At 58.4% G+C, this 15,355-nt stretch carries 15 protein-coding genes and 1 riboswitch; of the genes, 7 read left to right on the forward strand and 8 right to left on the reverse strand.

Annotated features, from left to right (window positions below):
* Positions 1-5: 5 nt before the first annotated feature.
* The 5 genes from H9646_RS13000 to thiO all read right to left on the reverse strand — a co-directional run bounded on the left by H9646_RS13000 (position 6) and on the right by thiO (position 4,305).
* Positions 6-1,025: a porin gene (locus tag H9646_RS13000; RefSeq protein WP_191723794.1), complete on the reverse strand. Its 1,020-nt coding sequence runs from the start codon at positions 1,023-1,025 to the stop codon at positions 6-8.
* A gap of 142 nt (positions 1,026-1,167) precedes the next feature.
* Entirely contained in the window at positions 1,168-2,058 is an 891-nt protein-coding gene (thiE, locus tag H9646_RS13005; protein ID WP_404813106.1) for a thiamine phosphate synthase, read from the reverse strand.
* 16 nt (positions 2,059-2,074) lie between these two features.
* Complete coding sequence (locus H9646_RS13010; RefSeq protein WP_191723796.1) at positions 2,075-2,881, reverse strand: thiazole synthase; 807 nt, start codon at positions 2,879-2,881, stop codon at positions 2,075-2,077.
* Positions 2,882-2,963: 82 nt separating this feature from the next.
* Positions 2,964-3,161, reverse strand: coding sequence for a sulfur carrier protein ThiS (gene thiS, locus H9646_RS13015; protein WP_191723797.1), 198 nt, complete (start codon positions 3,159-3,161; stop codon positions 2,964-2,966).
* Between the two features lie 40 nt (positions 3,162-3,201).
* Entirely contained in the window at positions 3,202-4,305 is a 1,104-nt protein-coding gene (gene thiO / locus H9646_RS13020) for a glycine oxidase ThiO (protein ID WP_191723798.1), read from the reverse strand.
* 292 nt (positions 4,306-4,597) lie between these two features.
* Here thiO and thiD point away from each other — a divergent pair, with 292 nt between their 5' ends.
* Entirely contained in the window at positions 4,598-5,464 is an 867-nt protein-coding gene (thiD, locus tag H9646_RS13025; protein WP_191723799.1) for a bifunctional hydroxymethylpyrimidine kinase/phosphomethylpyrimidine kinase, read from the forward strand.
* 88 nt (positions 5,465-5,552) lie between these two features.
* Here thiD and H9646_RS13030 read toward each other — a convergent pair whose 3' ends face one another.
* Entirely contained in the window at positions 5,553-6,038 is a 486-nt protein-coding gene (locus H9646_RS13030; RefSeq protein ID WP_318244922.1) for an SH3 domain-containing protein, read from the reverse strand.
* A gap of 202 nt (positions 6,039-6,240) precedes the next feature.
* Positions 6,241-7,545, reverse strand: coding sequence for a purine-cytosine permease family protein (locus tag H9646_RS13035; protein WP_191723800.1), 1,305 nt, complete (start codon positions 7,543-7,545; stop codon positions 6,241-6,243).
* Positions 7,546-7,622: 77 nt separating this feature from the next.
* A riboswitch (TPP riboswitch) is annotated at positions 7,623-7,724 on the reverse strand.
* A 134-nt stretch (positions 7,725-7,858) separates the two neighbouring features.
* On the opposite strand from H9646_RS13035, the gene H9646_RS13040 reads away from it, so the two are divergent.
* The 6 genes from H9646_RS13040 to H9646_RS13070 all read left to right on the forward strand — a co-directional run bounded on the left by H9646_RS13040 (position 7,859) and on the right by H9646_RS13070 (position 14,481).
* Complete coding sequence (locus H9646_RS13040) at positions 7,859-8,299, forward strand: hypothetical protein (protein WP_191723801.1); 441 nt, start codon at positions 7,859-7,861, stop codon at positions 8,297-8,299.
* A 128-nt stretch (positions 8,300-8,427) separates the two neighbouring features.
* Positions 8,428-10,461: a TonB-dependent copper receptor gene (locus H9646_RS13045; protein WP_191723802.1), complete on the forward strand. Its 2,034-nt coding sequence runs from the start codon at positions 8,428-8,430 to the stop codon at positions 10,459-10,461.
* 85 nt (positions 10,462-10,546) lie between these two features.
* Positions 10,547-10,825 carry a hypothetical protein gene (locus H9646_RS13050; RefSeq protein WP_191723803.1) on the forward strand — a complete coding sequence of 93 codons (279 nt, stop codon included), beginning with the start codon at positions 10,547-10,549 and terminating at the stop codon, positions 10,823-10,825.
* A 457-nt stretch (positions 10,826-11,282) separates the two neighbouring features.
* Positions 11,283-12,002: a Crp/Fnr family transcriptional regulator gene (locus H9646_RS13060; RefSeq protein WP_191723805.1), complete on the forward strand. Its 720-nt coding sequence runs from the start codon at positions 11,283-11,285 to the stop codon at positions 12,000-12,002.
* Between the two features lie 6 nt (positions 12,003-12,008).
* Positions 12,009-13,100: a phosphotransferase family protein gene (locus H9646_RS13065; protein ID WP_191723806.1), complete on the forward strand. Its 1,092-nt coding sequence runs from the start codon at positions 12,009-12,011 to the stop codon at positions 13,098-13,100.
* Between the two features lie 106 nt (positions 13,101-13,206).
* On the forward strand, positions 13,207-14,481 hold the full coding sequence (locus tag H9646_RS13070; protein ID WP_191723807.1) for an acyl-CoA dehydrogenase family protein: 1,275 nt from the start codon (positions 13,207-13,209) through the stop codon (positions 14,479-14,481).
* 68 nt (positions 14,482-14,549) lie between these two features.
* On the opposite strand, the gene H9646_RS13075 is transcribed toward H9646_RS13070, so the two are convergent.
* Positions 14,550-15,335 carry a peptidylprolyl isomerase gene (locus tag H9646_RS13075; RefSeq protein ID WP_191723808.1) on the reverse strand — a complete coding sequence of 262 codons (786 nt, stop codon included), beginning with the start codon at positions 15,333-15,335 and terminating at the stop codon, positions 14,550-14,552.
* Positions 15,336-15,355 lie beyond the last annotated feature (20 nt).

Raw genomic sequence — 15,355 nt, forward strand, 5'->3', positions numbered from 1 at the left:
CGGGCTTAGAAACGGTGGCGGATACCGACTGCCAGGCTGGTGCCGGACTTGTTGTCGATCAGTGCGCTGTTCTTGTCATACATGGCGGCTGCATAGGCGTCAGTGCGCTTGGACAGGAAGTGATCGTAGCCCACGGTGGCTGTCGTCCACTTGCCGGAGACAGAGTCTGTCTTGGTTTGTGCCATGGCCACTTTGACTGTGCCAGCCTTGGTCACAGGTACATCCAGGCCCAGAGAATAGGTTTTCTTTTTGATGTCATCAGCACCCGTGCTGAAGTCTTGCGTGGCTTGGCCGTAAGTGGCGTACAGCTTGACCACGCTGAAGTCATAAGCTGCACCCACCATCCACTTGTCTTTGGAATAACCAAGGGCGTTGTAGTTGGCCAGCCCGGGGTTGCCGATGTCGGCTTGCTCATACACGGCGGTCAAAGCCAGGGGGCCTTGGTTGTAGAACACGTTGGCGCCAACGTTGTTGGTGCCAGATTTGTCGGCTTGTTCACCAAACTGGTACTGCAGATTGGCGCGCAGGCCCGCAAATGTGGGTGTGCTGTAGGTGATCTGGTTGCTCCAGCCTGTATCTGCAGCGTTGTTGCCTACGGAGTGCAGCACCAAAGGAGAGACGGTGAAAGAGTCACCGTAGGGATTGAACAGGATGGTTGGCAAGAAGTTAGGGGCCATGGAGCGGCCCAGCTTCAAAGTACCAAAACCGCCAGACAAAGACACGTTGGCATCGCGAGCAAAGAACGCATCCCCATTAAAGCGGCCAGGGGTGCCGGTGTCAGCGCGGAAGAAAGCGCCAAGTGCAAAGCCTACTTTCAGGCCATTGCCCAGGTCTTCTGTGCCGTTCATGCCCCACCAGGAGGTGGTCATGCCGCCAGAGCCGACTTCGCTGGTGCGCTCTTTGCCTGCGGTCTTCATCGAGCCCACATACATATCGACCAAGCCAGTCAACTGCACATTGCTTTGCGCTTGTGCAGCACCCATGCATGCCAAGGCGGCACCAAAAGCGATCAGAGATTTTTTCATGGTATTTCCCTCCATAGATCAATTGAAAACGTTGCTCACCAGTTGCCCACTTCAGGTGCGTGGGGGCATCCTGCGTGCTGCTTTTGTATACAAAGCACAAGCTGTGCCAGATTGGGTGATCTATGGAAAAGGCGGTGATCGCTTAGCGCATGCAGGCCAGCAAATGGTGGGCAGCAGCCTCAGGCTCGGGGGCGTTGACCAAGGCGCGCACAACGGCCACAGAGCCGACGCCTGTGGCCAAAATGGCAGGAAACTGCTCTGCTGCAATGCCGCCAATGGCCACCAGCGGGTATTGCTGCATCAAGCGCACATAGGCTTGCAGGCGGGCCACACCTTGCGGTGCGGTTTCCATCTTTTTGAGGGTGGTGGGAAATACCGCGCCCAAAGCGATATAGCTGGGCTGCACGGCATGGGCACGCACCATTTCGGCGTAGCCATGGGTGCTGACACCCAGGCGCAGGCCGCTGGCGTGGATGGCGTTTAGCTGCGCGCCTTGCAGTGCATCCAGATCTTCCTGCCCAACGTGAATGCCGTAGGCCCCTGCGTCGATGGCGGCTTGCCAGTGGTCGTTGATGAACAGCAGGGCCTTGGTGCCCTGTACTGCTTGTACGGCGGCTGCAACTTCATTGCGAATGGCGTTCTGGTCGTCACTTTTAAAGCGCAGCTGTACTGTGGGTACACCGGCACGTGCCATGCGGCCTACCCATTCGGCGCTGGGCAGTACGCCGTACAGGCCCAGGGCACGTGGGCATTGCGGGAAGGCGAGCTGTGGGTCAGCGCCGGCCAGGCCAAAGTCTTGCGGCGCATCGGGCCAGTGCGCTGCATCAAACAGGCCTGTGCGCTGGCTCTGGTTTTGCCATGCCTGTGCCAGACATTGCGCATCGATGGCGATAAAGCCCAGCGCACTGCACGCTTGCAGTGCGGCCAGGTAGACGGGGTCTTGGCTAGTAGCCACAGGTGTGGGTTGCGCAGGCAAGCGGTTGCCTTCTGGTGCAAAGGTGCTTGCGTGGGCAGCAATGATGGCGGCAACCATGCCAGGGATGTGCTGCTCAGTCATGGTGCCAAAACGGTGTGCCCAGAACGGGGGTGCTGGGCTGGGCTGCGGTTTGCTCGGCCATGGCACCAGCCAGATAGCCATCGCGGCCTGCTTGTGTGGCATCGGCAAAGGCACCGGCCATGCGCACGGGGTCTTCAGACAGGGCCACAGCGGTGTTCAGCAGCACGGCATCAAAACCCCACTCCATCACGGTGCAAGCGTGGCTGGGTCGTCCCAGGCCGGCATCCACAATCAGGGGCACCTTCAGGCGCTCGCGCAGCATTTGCATGGCGTAGGGGTTGGCGGGACCACGGCCCGTACCAATGGGCGCGGCCCATGGCATGACGGCCTGGCAGCCCACGTCTACCAGTCGCTGGCACAGCACCAAGTCTTCGGTGCAGTAAGGCAGCACCTGAAAACCCTCCTTGATCAGGATGGATGCGGCTTCCACCAGGTTCAGCGTATCGGGTTGCAGGGTGTAGTCATCGCCAATGAGCTCCAGCTTGATCCAGGGGGTGTCAAACACTTCACGCGCCATCTGCGCGGTGGTGATGGCTTCCTGTGTGGTCATGCAGCCTGCCGTATTGGGCAGCACGGGCACATTCAGCTTGCGCAGCAGCTCCCAGAAGCTGGCACCGGTTTCGGCCGCATTGCTGCCCTGGCGGCGCAACGAGGCCGTCACCATGGCAGGCTTGGCGCGGGCCACCGCTGCTTCCAGCACGGCGGGCGATGGATAGCGTGAAGTGCCAAGCAACAGGCGGCTGTGGAAGGTCTGGCCGTACAGCACCAAGCTGTCTGCGGGGGCGGTGTATTTGCTCATGGCTGAATTTGTGAGCTACCAGCGCTTTTGTGATAAGTGCTAGAGGCTGATATGACTGTATAAATTATGTGCGGCAAGCAGTTTAGCCGCCGGTGACGGGAGCAATCACTTCCATGCGGTCACCTTCGGCGAGCAGGTGGATGGCATAGCGTGATTTAGGTACAAAGTTGGTGTTCACGGCCACCGCAAACGGCGGCTTGGCTTGCCAGTGCTCTATGGCGGCGGCCACTGAGGCGTTGGCAGGCAGTTGCACAGGTTGCTGGTTGATGGTGATGTTCATGGGCGTTTAGGCAGGGGGCGCAGGCCCCCCGTTTCAAAATTTAAGCGTCTGCCGTGTCATGCACGGCCACATCAAAACTGGCCGCCAGTTCGGTGCTGCCGGTGCGCAAGATTTGCAGCGTGATGTCCAGCATGGCTGGCGAGATCATGTAGCCATGGCGGTACAGGCCGTTGACCTGCAAGATGCGCTCATCCAGCCAGCGCACGGCAGGCAGATTGTCAGGCAGTGTAGGGCGGCACTGGGTGGCAATTTCCAAAATGCGGGCTTCTGCAAAACCGGAGTGCACGGTGTAGAGGGCGCTGAGCAGCTCCATGACCGAGCGCAGGCTGGCCGGGCCCATGTCGTCTGATTCAATCTCGGTAGCACCAATGACAAAGATGTGATCTTCCTTGGGCGCGATGTACAGGGGGTATCGCGGATGCACCAAGCGCGTGGGGCGTTGCAGTGTCACCTCGGGGGCGTGCACGCGCACCACTTCACCGCGAATGCCGCGCAGGTCCTGCCATTCAGTGCGGGCACCCAGGCCCCGGCAGTCAATCACAAGGTCAGGCTGGTGGGCGGTGCCAGGGGTGAAATCGGTGGTTTCGCGCGGGGTATGCCAATGGAAGGTGACGCCCAGGCGGGTCAGCGTTTTTTCCAGTGTGGCCAGCAACTGGCGATTGTCCAGCTGGCCTTCGCCGGGCAGATACACGCCTTGGTTAAAGCGGCCTTGCAAGGCTGGCTCTACTTCATTCAAGCGGTCGCTGGTCAGTGTTTCCAGTGCAGGCAGGCTGGGGTTGATGCGGCGGTTTTTCTCAAACAGGCCGCACAGGCGGTTGGCATCGGCGGCATCTTGGCGGTGCCACACCACCAGTGTGCCGTTTTGCTGGAAGTAGACGTGATCGTCCAGCTGGGCAATCAATTGTGGCCAGCGGTTCAGGCCGTACTGACCCATGCGCACTACGCCGGGCTCGGTGATCGCAGATTCAGCCAAAGGCGCCAGCATGGCGGCAGCCACCCGTGCAGCGGCACCATCGGCCTCTGGCCCCTTGGCTTCAAAGACTTCCACGCGGTGCCCTTCGCGCGCCAGCTCCAAAGCCAGTAAACGGCCCATCAGGCCTGCGCCCAAAATAGCAATGTGAGAGGGTGCGGTGAGAGCGATCATGGTCAGTATTTCGTCCGTTGCTAGGTATCGCCATGGACAAAACGGGCGTTGCAGCCGTCTCGGGCCGCCGCTCTGGTGAAACTCCCCACGCCAGCATGATCTGGATCGGGTAACGGGGCACATGCTGTGATGTCGATTGCCCCAGGGTGTTTCTCAGTCGCTTGCCGCGTAAGCGATAGGCTTGGCGCAGCAGGACACCCCTGTTTCGTCCGCAAGCGACAATTACATCATATGGGGGGCAACTGCGAGGCCAGCATGTGAACAAGCCTTGGCTTGGGTCATAATTTTTGGCATGACTACGCAAATCCTGCCTTCAAGCAGTGCATCTACCCAGTTGCCGCGCTATCCCCGTGTGCTCTCTATCGCCGGCTCTGACAGTGGTGGCGGCGCAGGCATTCAGGCCGACCTTAAAACTTTCAGCGCTTTGGGCTGTTATGGCATGACCGCCATTACCGCCATCACGGCGCAAAACACATTGGGTGTTCGAGGCATTCATGGCATTCCGCCGGAAATGCTCAAGGCCCAGATCGACGCAGTGATGCAGGATATTGGTGTCGACGCCATCAAAATCGGCATGCTGCATGCCCCCGAAGTGGTGCACGTGGTGGCCGAGGCGATCCGCAGCTATGGCATCACCAATGTAGTGCTTGACCCAGTGATGGTGGCGACCAGTGGCGACAGGCTGATTCATGACGAAACCGTAGATGTGCTGGTGCGCGAGCTGTTTCCACTGGCCACCGTGATTACGCCCAATTTGGATGAGGCAGGCTGGTTGATCGGCGGCAAGATTACGGCCATCAGTGACATGGAATCTGCAGCCCAGGCCCTGCTGGAGATGGGCGCACCCCATGTGTTGCTCAAAGGTGGTCACTTGCCTGGTGACTGGGTGATGGATTTGCTGGCAGGCGCTGGCGGCCTGCGCAAAGAACTGGGCTCGCAGCGCATTCACACGCACAACGGACACGGTACGGGTTGTACGCTGTCATCGGCGATTGCCGCGCACATGGCTCTGGGCTTTGATTTGGTGGCTGCTGTGGAAAGTGCGCGCACCTACATTGTCGGGGCCATTGCTTCCGGGGCGCAGGTGCACACAGGCAAAGGGCAGGGGCCACTGAACCATGGCTTTGCGCCGCTGCCACAAGTCATCTTCCGTAGCTAAGCGTTCTTCAGGGCGGGCACGTTAAAAATACAAAACGGCGCTGAAAGCGCCGTTTTTCTTTGGGTGGAGAGTTGCCACATTGCAGCTCTTACCAGCCCCAGCCCAGTTTTTCCAGCATCCACCCCTCCTGGCCTTCAGACGTTTGCACTTTGGCCCATTCGTCTTGCTTTTGAATGGTTTTGACAATGTCGTATTTCTTCAGCTTGGTGACCACGCTGTGGCTGGTGCCAGGGCCCGAGCGCAGATTGACGGTGTCGGCTTTCACCAGAAAGTGAGGTTCGGTCGATGTCAGGGGTTTGTGCACCCAGCCCAATGCCCCCTCAAAGTCTTTGACCTTGACCCAATCGTCTTGCTTGGCGATCACTTCTACGGGGTAGCCGTTGATCAGCTCCCAGGCAATTTCGGATTGCGTGCTGGGTTTTGCACGGATGTTGACGGTTTTGCCCTTGATGCTCAAAAACTCTTGTGCGTGGGCCAACGTAGGGGCGGAGGCGAGAGCGCCTGTCAGCAACAGGGCAGCAATGCCGCCGCGGCGCAGGCGGCCGGTCAGGTGAAGGGCAAGTTGAGGCAGCACGCGGTAATAACTCCTGTGAATCAATGGTTGAGGCACTTACGTATAACGCGTTGCCTGCAATGGCATGAATCATGCCTTGGATGGCGCTTCTGATTTTGGATTTGACACGCAAAAAGCAGAGCGAAATCCTGACGTCATCGCGTTGCGGCCGATATTAAGTGATGAAACGTCTAGACACAACTTGCAAATTGCCCTCACTTGATCACACGCGGGATGCTGGTGTGCGCGGTAACCAGCGCGCCAAGACAAAGCAGACAATCAATGTTGGCACTGAGCGGCCAGCTTCTGCTGCAATCGAGGGCAGGAGATGGTAAAACGCCACGCCCGACAGCCACAGCAGCACTGCAGGCCAATGGGTATGGTGTGCATCTTGCAGCCACTGGGCAGCTTGGGACAGGCGCTGAGGTGCTGACTGCCATGCCAGACGGCCCAGGATGACACCAAACAAAGGCACAAACACGGAGCTGAGCATCAATAAAAATGGCTCAATGCTGTGCATGGGCAGTACCAGTGCAAGCAGAACGCACACCAGCGTCAGAGCCAGGCCCCAGCGGCGTAGAGTCCAGCGCGGCACGATGCTGTGCGCGGCCATGGCCCCTGAGTAGGTGTCGCCATATGCATTGTCTACTTCGTCAATCAAGATCAAGGTCAGTGCAATCAATCCACCCTGGGCCAGCAGCAAGGCGGTGACCAAGTCGGCGCTAGGCAGCGTCAGTGTCACCAGGACACCCAGACCGTAGCACCACATATTGGCTGCGGCATAGCCCAGCCATGTGCCGCGCAGGGCGCTACGGCCATCGCGGCCGTGGCGTGCATAGTCGGCCACGAGGGGGAGCCAGGAAATAGGCATGGCAATGACCAGATCCATGGCGGGTAACCAGCCCATGCCGCCCGTGCCTTCACGATGCCACAGACTGTGCCAGCCTTGCTCCATTGCCAGGCCCACAAAGTGCCATGTCAGCCATAGCAGTGAAGCGATCACCAGTGGCAGTGCCACACGTGCGATCAGCTGGCGCACCAGCTTGAGCATGGAGCCACTGATCAGCAGCGCAATCACGCCACCCCAGACCAGTGTCATCACCACAGGCCAGAACGTGGACACCATGCCACCTGCCTGACGTGCAATGGCAACGCTGGCATCGCGCATGACCACCAGTTCAAATGTGCCCCAGCCAATGAGCTGCACCAGATTCAGCAAAATAGGCAGTTTGGCAAATTGACGACCGTACACATGCGTCATCAGTGCTGCGCTGGACAAGCCTGTATCGCAGGCAATTTTGGCCATCCAGCCCAAAAGGCCTGCACCTAAAGCTGAGCCTAAAACAATCGCCAATACGGCTTGCTGGGTAGACAGTGCCGGCAATAAATAGGCACCAACCTGCATGACCAGCAAGCCAACGCCCAGGCTGAACCACAGGGCCGCGTGGTCGCGCAAGGCAAACACCCGTTCAGACGGCAAAGTCTGTGACAGCGCCTGGTTAGCGGGTGTGGAAGAAGAGGGGCTCATTAAATGCTCCGTATGCCAACGAAGCAGGGGCCGTGACAGGCGAGCACCCGGGCAGCGCTCAAAGCGTGCGGGTGCATAGGCCAGCTGAACAGCTTCCCTGCGCGAGGATGATCTCAATCAGGTTCAAAGGGACTCTCTCAGCCCTCTGTCTGCGACACAGGGCACCCCTAGCGAATTGCTGCAGGAAAGCAGCGGGGCGATTGTGCCACGTTGTTCAGAGAAGTTGCGCAGGCGCAAATCTGCCGCAGATTGCACTGTCTTTGCTATTTGATCTGCGGTGCGCGCAGTCGCGCATATTTGATAATGGGCGCCCATGCTAGAGCAGCTGCGTCACAACCGTCGATTGCACACCATCGTTTTTATGGTGTTTACAGCGCTATGGCTGGTAGCGCTGCTTTCTGGTGCGCGCGTGCGTGGGCTGGCGACGAGCAGCGATTCGCTGGCTGTTGCGATGCACGAAAGCCTCTGTATTTCAGAGGCAGAGGGTGCGGCTAGCACCCTGGTTCAGATGCCGCTTTGGGTGGGGGCACAGGTCGATCAAGACCACAGCAGCAATCCACACAGCGATCACCAAGATCCGCAATGTTTGCTCTGTATTGCACTGAGTCCGCCGCCTGCGTGGTCATTGCAACTGGCTCAATACCCTGAGCCCGCCTACCTGGAAAACTGGCGGCGCCCGGCACATTTCCCTCCCTCCTTGCAGGTGGCGGCGCAATTGCCGCCCCGTGGACCTCCCGTTTCCGCGCGCGTTTGAAACGGGCGCATTCCTTGTGGATGCGCCGATCCCTCATTCAAATTTGCCTTGACCCGCATGCACGCAGGGCAGGCGTGCCTGCACGCTTGTGACTTTTGCAGCAGGGAAGGGGCGCGGATTTTTGCAAGATGAATAAACAATTTTGGGCACCGCGTGGCCCTTTGACCCCCGGCGTGTGTGTCTGGGCGTGTGCATCCGTGTTTTCAATGGCCTCTGTCAGCCGGGCTGCAATGCCTGTTGAGCAAGGTGAGCGACTGCCAGAAGTCGTTGTGACGGCGATTCACGATCACTCTTTCGCGCAGGTGGTCACCGACCCTAAACAGCCGCGGCAACCTATTCCTGCCAGTGATGCGGCGGATTACCTCAAGAGCATTCCTGGTTTTTCTGCCATCCGCAGTGGTGGATCGAACAGCGACCCCGTGTTTCGGGGGCAGTTTGGCTCACGGCTGCCGCTATTGACCAATGGCTCGCAGTTGATGGGCGCTTGTCCCTCGCGCATGGATGCGCCCAGTTCGTACATCTCCCCAGAGACCTATGACCAGCTCACCTTGGTGAAAGGGCCGCAAACCGTGCTGTGGGGGCCTGGTGCATCGGCGGGGGTGGTGCGTTTTGATCGCCTGCCACCTGAATTTACCGAGCCTGGTGCGCGTGGTTCTGCCAGCGTGCTAGGTGCCAGCCATGGCCGCAATGACCAGCGTGTGGAGCTGGAGCTGGGGAATGCCAGCATGTTTGCTCGGATGAGTGCCAACCGCGCGCACAGCCAGGATTACCAAGATGGTGCCGGGCGTCGCGTGCCTTCAGCCTATGAAAAATGGAACACGGACGTTGCGCTGGGCTGGACCCCCGATGCCCAGACTTTGCTGGAGTTAAGCGCTGGCGCTGGAGATGGTGAGGCGCGGTATGGTGCGCGCGGTATGGACGGCACCCAGTTTCGTCGAGAAAGCTGGGGGCTGCGCTTTGAAAAGCGCCAAATCAACAGCTGGCTATCCAAAGTGGAGGCACAGCTTTACCACCACAACGCAGACCATGTGATGGATAACTTCAAGCTGCGAACACCCCCAGCGTCAGGAATGATGGCGGGTGGCATGGCCAGCAATGTGCGCCGCATCACAACAGGAGGGCGCGTCGCAGCCACTGTGCAACCCGCGGCGCAATGGGAGCTGACCACAGGCATGGATATGTACACCAGCCCGCACGACAAGCGCACAGGAACGCCACTGCTGCCTTTCCAGACAAAAGAGCGTGTGCGCGATGCCAAGTTTTCTAACTGGGGATGGTTTGCAGAATTGGGCTGGCAGGCCAGTGTGCAGACACGCTGGGTAGGGGGCTTGCGTCTGGATCAAGCCAAGGCGCAGCGCTATGGCACGGCACAGGTCGATACACGCAGTAGCTCGGCCATGCCCAGTGGCTTTCTGCGCTGGGAGCACGTGGCTGCGGATGGCACAACGGTCTATGCAGGGGTTGGCCATGTTCAGCGCTTCCCTGATTACTGGGAGCTGATCTCGCCGGGCAATAGTGCGGTGGGCAAAGGCAATGCATTCGTAACACTCAAGCCCGAAAAAACCACCCAGCTGGATGTGGGCGCGCAATGGAAAAGTGACAAGGCTCAGGCCTGGGTGTCTGCTTATATGGGCGTGGTGCAGGACTACATCTTGCTCAATTACCCGGGCATGACCTCCAGTGTGCGTAATGTAGATGCACGTACTGCGGGCTTGGAGCTGGGCGGCAGCTACCGCTTGACGCAGTCATGGACAGGGCAGGCCACATTGGCAGGAACCTGGTCGGACAACCGTACTGATCACCGGCCCTTGCCTCAAATTCCACCTGCCGAACTGCGCTTAGGGCTGGATTACGCCCAAGATGCATGGACCGCCGGTGCTCTGTGGCGTCTGGTCCCGGGCCAGCACCGGTATAGCTTGGATGAGGGCAACATTGTGGGGCGTGATCTGGGGGCCAGCTCTGGTTTTGGCACCTTGGCCATCAATGCGAGCTATCGCGTGAATTCGCACCTCAAGTTGCTCGCGGGTGTTGATAACTTGTTTGACAAAGACTATGCAGAGCATTTGAACTTGGCAGGCAATGCAGGCTTTGGTTATCCCGGGTTCGCTCGCTTGCAAGAACCTGGCCGCACTGTCTGGGTGCGTGCAGATTTCCAGTTCTGATGCAGTTCAGCGCAGCGACCAGGTAAAGGCATAAGCACACCCTTGCCGCACTGCGGTAAGGGTGCTGTCCCTTAAAATTAGTGCCATGCCCAATCTCTATGACACCCTGATCGCTATCTTGCGCGAGCACTGGAAAACCCACAACAACGCGTATCCACAGCGCATTGAGTTAAGTGCGAGTGATATGCAATTGTTGAAGGGTGAGCGAACGCTGGTCAATGAAACGATGAACTTCAAACTCACTGACGGATGGGAAGCCAGCTTTCACGGCACCCCGGTGCAGATCGGTGATGTGTCCTGCGTGATTGATCTTCACGGTGCGCGCATTCCAGTGGTGCCAGTGCACACAGATAAGCAAGCGTAGCTGAACATCCGAATGGCTTTTGGCGCTGATGACGTCAGCGCTGTTAGTCACCCAAAAAGCATGGCAGGTTTTCTTGCCATGCTTTTTTTATGGCCGCTGGCGCATGCAGTCTTGGTGGCGCAGATATGGGCTGTGGTCCGAATTACTTCGTGCTGTTTTTTGCATGCTGGGCCGCTGTTGGGCATGCCTGTCGGCTCATCGGCGGGGATAACCATGTTCCGCACAGCGGAAATTTCGAATAAAAAAACCACATATTCGCGCTAAGCACGAATGCAGGCTTATTGAAAGAAGTCCTTTGAAGACAATAAGTTAAGGGTTAACCCTTTGTGTTTTGGCTTTGTAAAGCGAAAAGTGTCACTTTCTGGACAAATTGGCCATGTGAGGTCTGCTCAAGCGCGAAACGTGCTGGTCTCTGACGCGACAATGGTCTGGTTTTCAGTCACAGAAACGACAGGCTATGGACGATCCGATTCTTACTATCGAAGAACGTGAAGCGATCAACTCAGGTCGCTGGTTTTCATCCCTTTCACCTTCTCTCAGGCACGACATTCTGCGATGCGCTTACGTCAAACGATTCAAAGATGGTGCGTTAATTTGCGCCCGCGGCGAAGCGCCGGAAGAATGGTTTGCGTGCGCCAGGGGGGCGGTTCGCATCAGTTCCACATCGATCACGGGCAAGCAAATTACGCTGACCTATGTCGAACCTGGGCTGTGGTTTGGGGATACCTCCATTTTCGACGGGGATCGACGCACCCACGACGGGTATGCGCACGGCTCCACCACGCTGCTGTGCGTGGCCAAGGCAGATTTCAAACGCATTTTGGCAACACACACAGAGTTTTACGAAGCCATGCTGTGGCTGGCGGCGCGCCGCATTCGGCAGCTCTATGGTTTGGTGGAAGACTTGAACACGTTGCCACTGCGGGCACGTCTGGCCAAGCAACTGCTGCATCTGGCTCGCAGCTATGGCATTCCCAGCCTTGCCAATGGCGAGGAGATTCGTATCGGCCTGCAACTGGCGCAGGAAGAGTTGGCCCAGCTGCTCGGGGCATCACGCCAGCGCGTGAACCAAGAGCTCAAGGGCATGGAGCGCGAGAACATCATCCGGATCGAGCCGGGTGGGTTGGTGGTGCGCGACCGCGATGGGCTTTTGCGCATCGTGGAAACTGACCTTTAAAGACGTATGAGCAACTTTGACCATTTTGTAGGTACCAAACCCGTCTCTGAGGCACATGAATTTGATGTCCAAGTGCTGAGCACATGGATGGTGCAGCACGTTGCAGGCTTTGAGGGGCCAGTGACGGTAGAGATGTTCAAAGGGGGGCAGTCCAACCCTACCTACAAATTGATCACACCGGGGCGCAGCTACGTCATGCGTTCCAAGCCCGGCCCGGTAGCCAAGCTGTTGCCGTCTGCGCACGCCATTGAGCGTGAGTTCAAGGTCATGAGCGGCCTGGCGGGTACCGATGTCCCTGTGCCGCACATGTACGCATTGTGTGAGGACGAGTCCATCATTGGCCGCGCCTTCTTCATCATGGAGTTCAAAGAGGGGCGCATTCTGTGGGACCAGTCTCTGCCCGCAATGACCAACGCGCAGCGCGGTGAAATTTACGACGAGATGAACCGCGTGATAGCGGCGCTGCACACCGTGGATGTGCGCCAGCAGGGTCTGGCAGACTACGGCAAGCCCGGCAATTACTTTGAACGCCAAATTGGACGCTGGAGCAAGCAGTACACAGCCTCCGTCACGCAGCCCATCCAAGAGATGGACCAGTTGATGGCGTGGCTGCCAGCGAACATGCCCGATAGCGCCAGGGACGAGCGCAAGGTCTCCATCGTGCATGGTGACTACCGGCTGGACAACGTCATGTTTGCTCCTGATGCTGGCAAGGTCATCGCCGTGCTCGACTGGGAGTTGTCCACACTGGGCCATCCCCTTGCAGACTTTAGCTACCACTGCATGGCCTGGCACATTCCTGTCAGCCTGGGGCGTGGCATCGGTGGGTTGGATATTCAGGCGCTAGGCATTCCCAGCGAGGCGGAATATATGCGTCGCTACTGCGAGCGCACAGGTCTGGCAACGCCTGAGCAGCTCAAGGCAGACTGGAACTTTTATCTGGCCTACAACATGTTCCGCATTGCGGCCATCTTGCAGGGCATTGCCAAACGTGTGGAGGCCGGAACAGCTTCCAGCGCACAGGCCAAGGCAGCAGGCGATACGGCACGTCCGATGGCACAGCTGGCATGGTCGTACGCACAGAAACACGGCGCTTGAACAGCGCCGGTCACAACCCCCCTTACCCCCTTGTGTGTTAGACGGCCTGTAGCTGCCGGGGGGCAGTGCATGCCCATGTTTGCTAGTTAACGAAAAGGAGCACTCCATGGATTTTGATTACTCCCCTAAGACCAAGGAATTGCAGGCACGCTTGCTGCGTTTCATGGAAGAGCACGTCTACCCTGCAGAAGAAACCTTTCACCATGAACTGGAAGCCAATACGCAGGCAGGCAAGCGCTGGACACCACTGAAAGTCATTGAAGGCCTGAAAGAAAAAGCCAAAGAGCAAGACTTGTGGAATCTGTTTTTGCCCAAAGACACGGCTGAAATCGCTGGTGTTCAGGGGGCGGGGCTGACCAACCAGGAGTACGCGCCACTGGCCGAGATCATGGGGCGTGTGGGCTGGGCATCCGAAGTGTTCAACTGCTCGGCGCCTGACACCGGCAACATGGAAACCATTGCCCGATATGGTTCCCAGGAGCACCGCGACCAATGGCTGCAGCCACTGCTGCGCGGTGAGATTCGCTCCGCCTTCGCGATGACCGAGCCTGAGGTCGCCTCCAGCGACGCCACCAACATCTGCACACGCATTGAGCGCCAGGGCGATGAATACGTCATCAATGGCCACAAATGGTGGATCTCGGGAGCGGGTGACCCGCGCTGTGCAATCTACATCACCATGGGCAAGACCGATCCAGAGGCCGCCAAGCACTCACAGCAAAGCATGGTGCTGGTTCCTGCCGATACCCCGGGTGTGCGTGTAGTGCGCCCCTTGAGCGTGCTGGGATTTGACGATGCGCCGCACGGTCACATGGAGATGTACTTTGAGAATGTGCGCGTACCTGTCAGCAATGTGCTGCTGGGTGAAGGCCGTGGTTTTGAAATTGCCCAGGGCCGCCTTGGCCCTGGCCGTATTCACCACTGCATGCGCTTGATTGGCCAGGCAGAGCGTGCATTGGAGCTGATGTGCAAGCGCGCTTCCAGCCGCGTGGCGTTTGGCAAGACCATTGCCCAGCAAACGGTGACGCAAGAGCGCATTGCTGAAGCGCGTTGCCGCATTGACATGGCCCGTCTGCTGACGCTCAAGGCGGCATGGATGATGGATACCGTGGGCAACAAGGTGGCACGTTCCGAGATTGCCATGATCAAGGTGGTTGCTCCGCAACTGGCCTGCGATGTGATCGACTGGGCCATGCAGGTGCACGGTGGTGGTGGCTTGTGCCAGGACTTCCCGCTGGCCCACGCCTACGCCACATCGCGCACGCTGCGCTTTGCAGATGGCCCGGATGAAGTGCACCGCAACGCGATTGCAAAGTGGGAGCTGGGCAAGTACGGCACCTATGGACGCGACGCACAGGTGCCCATTACACGGGGTGCATAAACAGGCCGTGCAGACCACAAAAAAAGCGACCTGAGGGTCGCTTTTTTTGTGGGTGCTGGCGCAGTGGCTTATTGCACCTTGGCCTTGGCGCGCAGCGCTTCTTGGAACTGCATCATCTTTTGCTGTTCCAGCTGCTCGGCGATCTGGGGCTTGATGTCTTCCAGACCAGGCAACTGGGCATCGCGCAGGTCGTCCACGCGAATGACGTGCCAGCCAAACTGGCTCTTCACGGGCGCATCAGACAGGCCGCCCTTTTGCAGCTTGACCATGGCTTCAGTGAACTCAGGCACATAGTTGGCAGGGCTGGCCCAGCCCAGATCACCGCCTTGCGCTCCCGATCCTGGGTCCTTGGATTCTTTCTTGGCGATGTCTTCAAACTTTTTGCCAGCCTTCACTTCTGCAATGATGGCCTTGGCGCGGTCTTCAGATTCCACCAGGATGTGGCTGGCGCGGTATTCCTTGCCTGCGTTGGCTTGTACGAATTTTTCGTATTCAGCCTTGATCTCGGCGTCGGTGACCGGGTTCTTCTTTTGGTAGTCGGTGAACAGGTCGCGGATCAGGATGGTCTGGCGGGCCAGATCCATTTGCTGCTTGTACTCCGGTGTGGCGTCCAGACCGCGTTTGGATGCTTCTTGCATGAAGATTTCACGGGCAATGACTTCTTCCTTGATCTGGGCGTCCATCTCAGGAGGCACTTGGCGGCCAGAGCGCTCAATTTGCTGCTTGAGCACAGTCACGCGCTCCAGGGGCACGGCCTTGCCGTTGACGATGGCCAAGTTTTGCGCAGAAGCCGAAAGGGCGACAGTGCCCAACACGGCGGCAGCCAAAAGGCTGGGCAAAAGCTGTTTTTTCATGCGGAAATCCAAGAAAAAGA

Origin of the sequence: Comamonas avium (assembly GCF_014836675.1) — a bacterium.
In the GTDB taxonomy this organism is placed as follows: domain Bacteria; phylum Pseudomonadota; class Gammaproteobacteria; order Burkholderiales; family Burkholderiaceae_C; genus Comamonas; species Comamonas avium.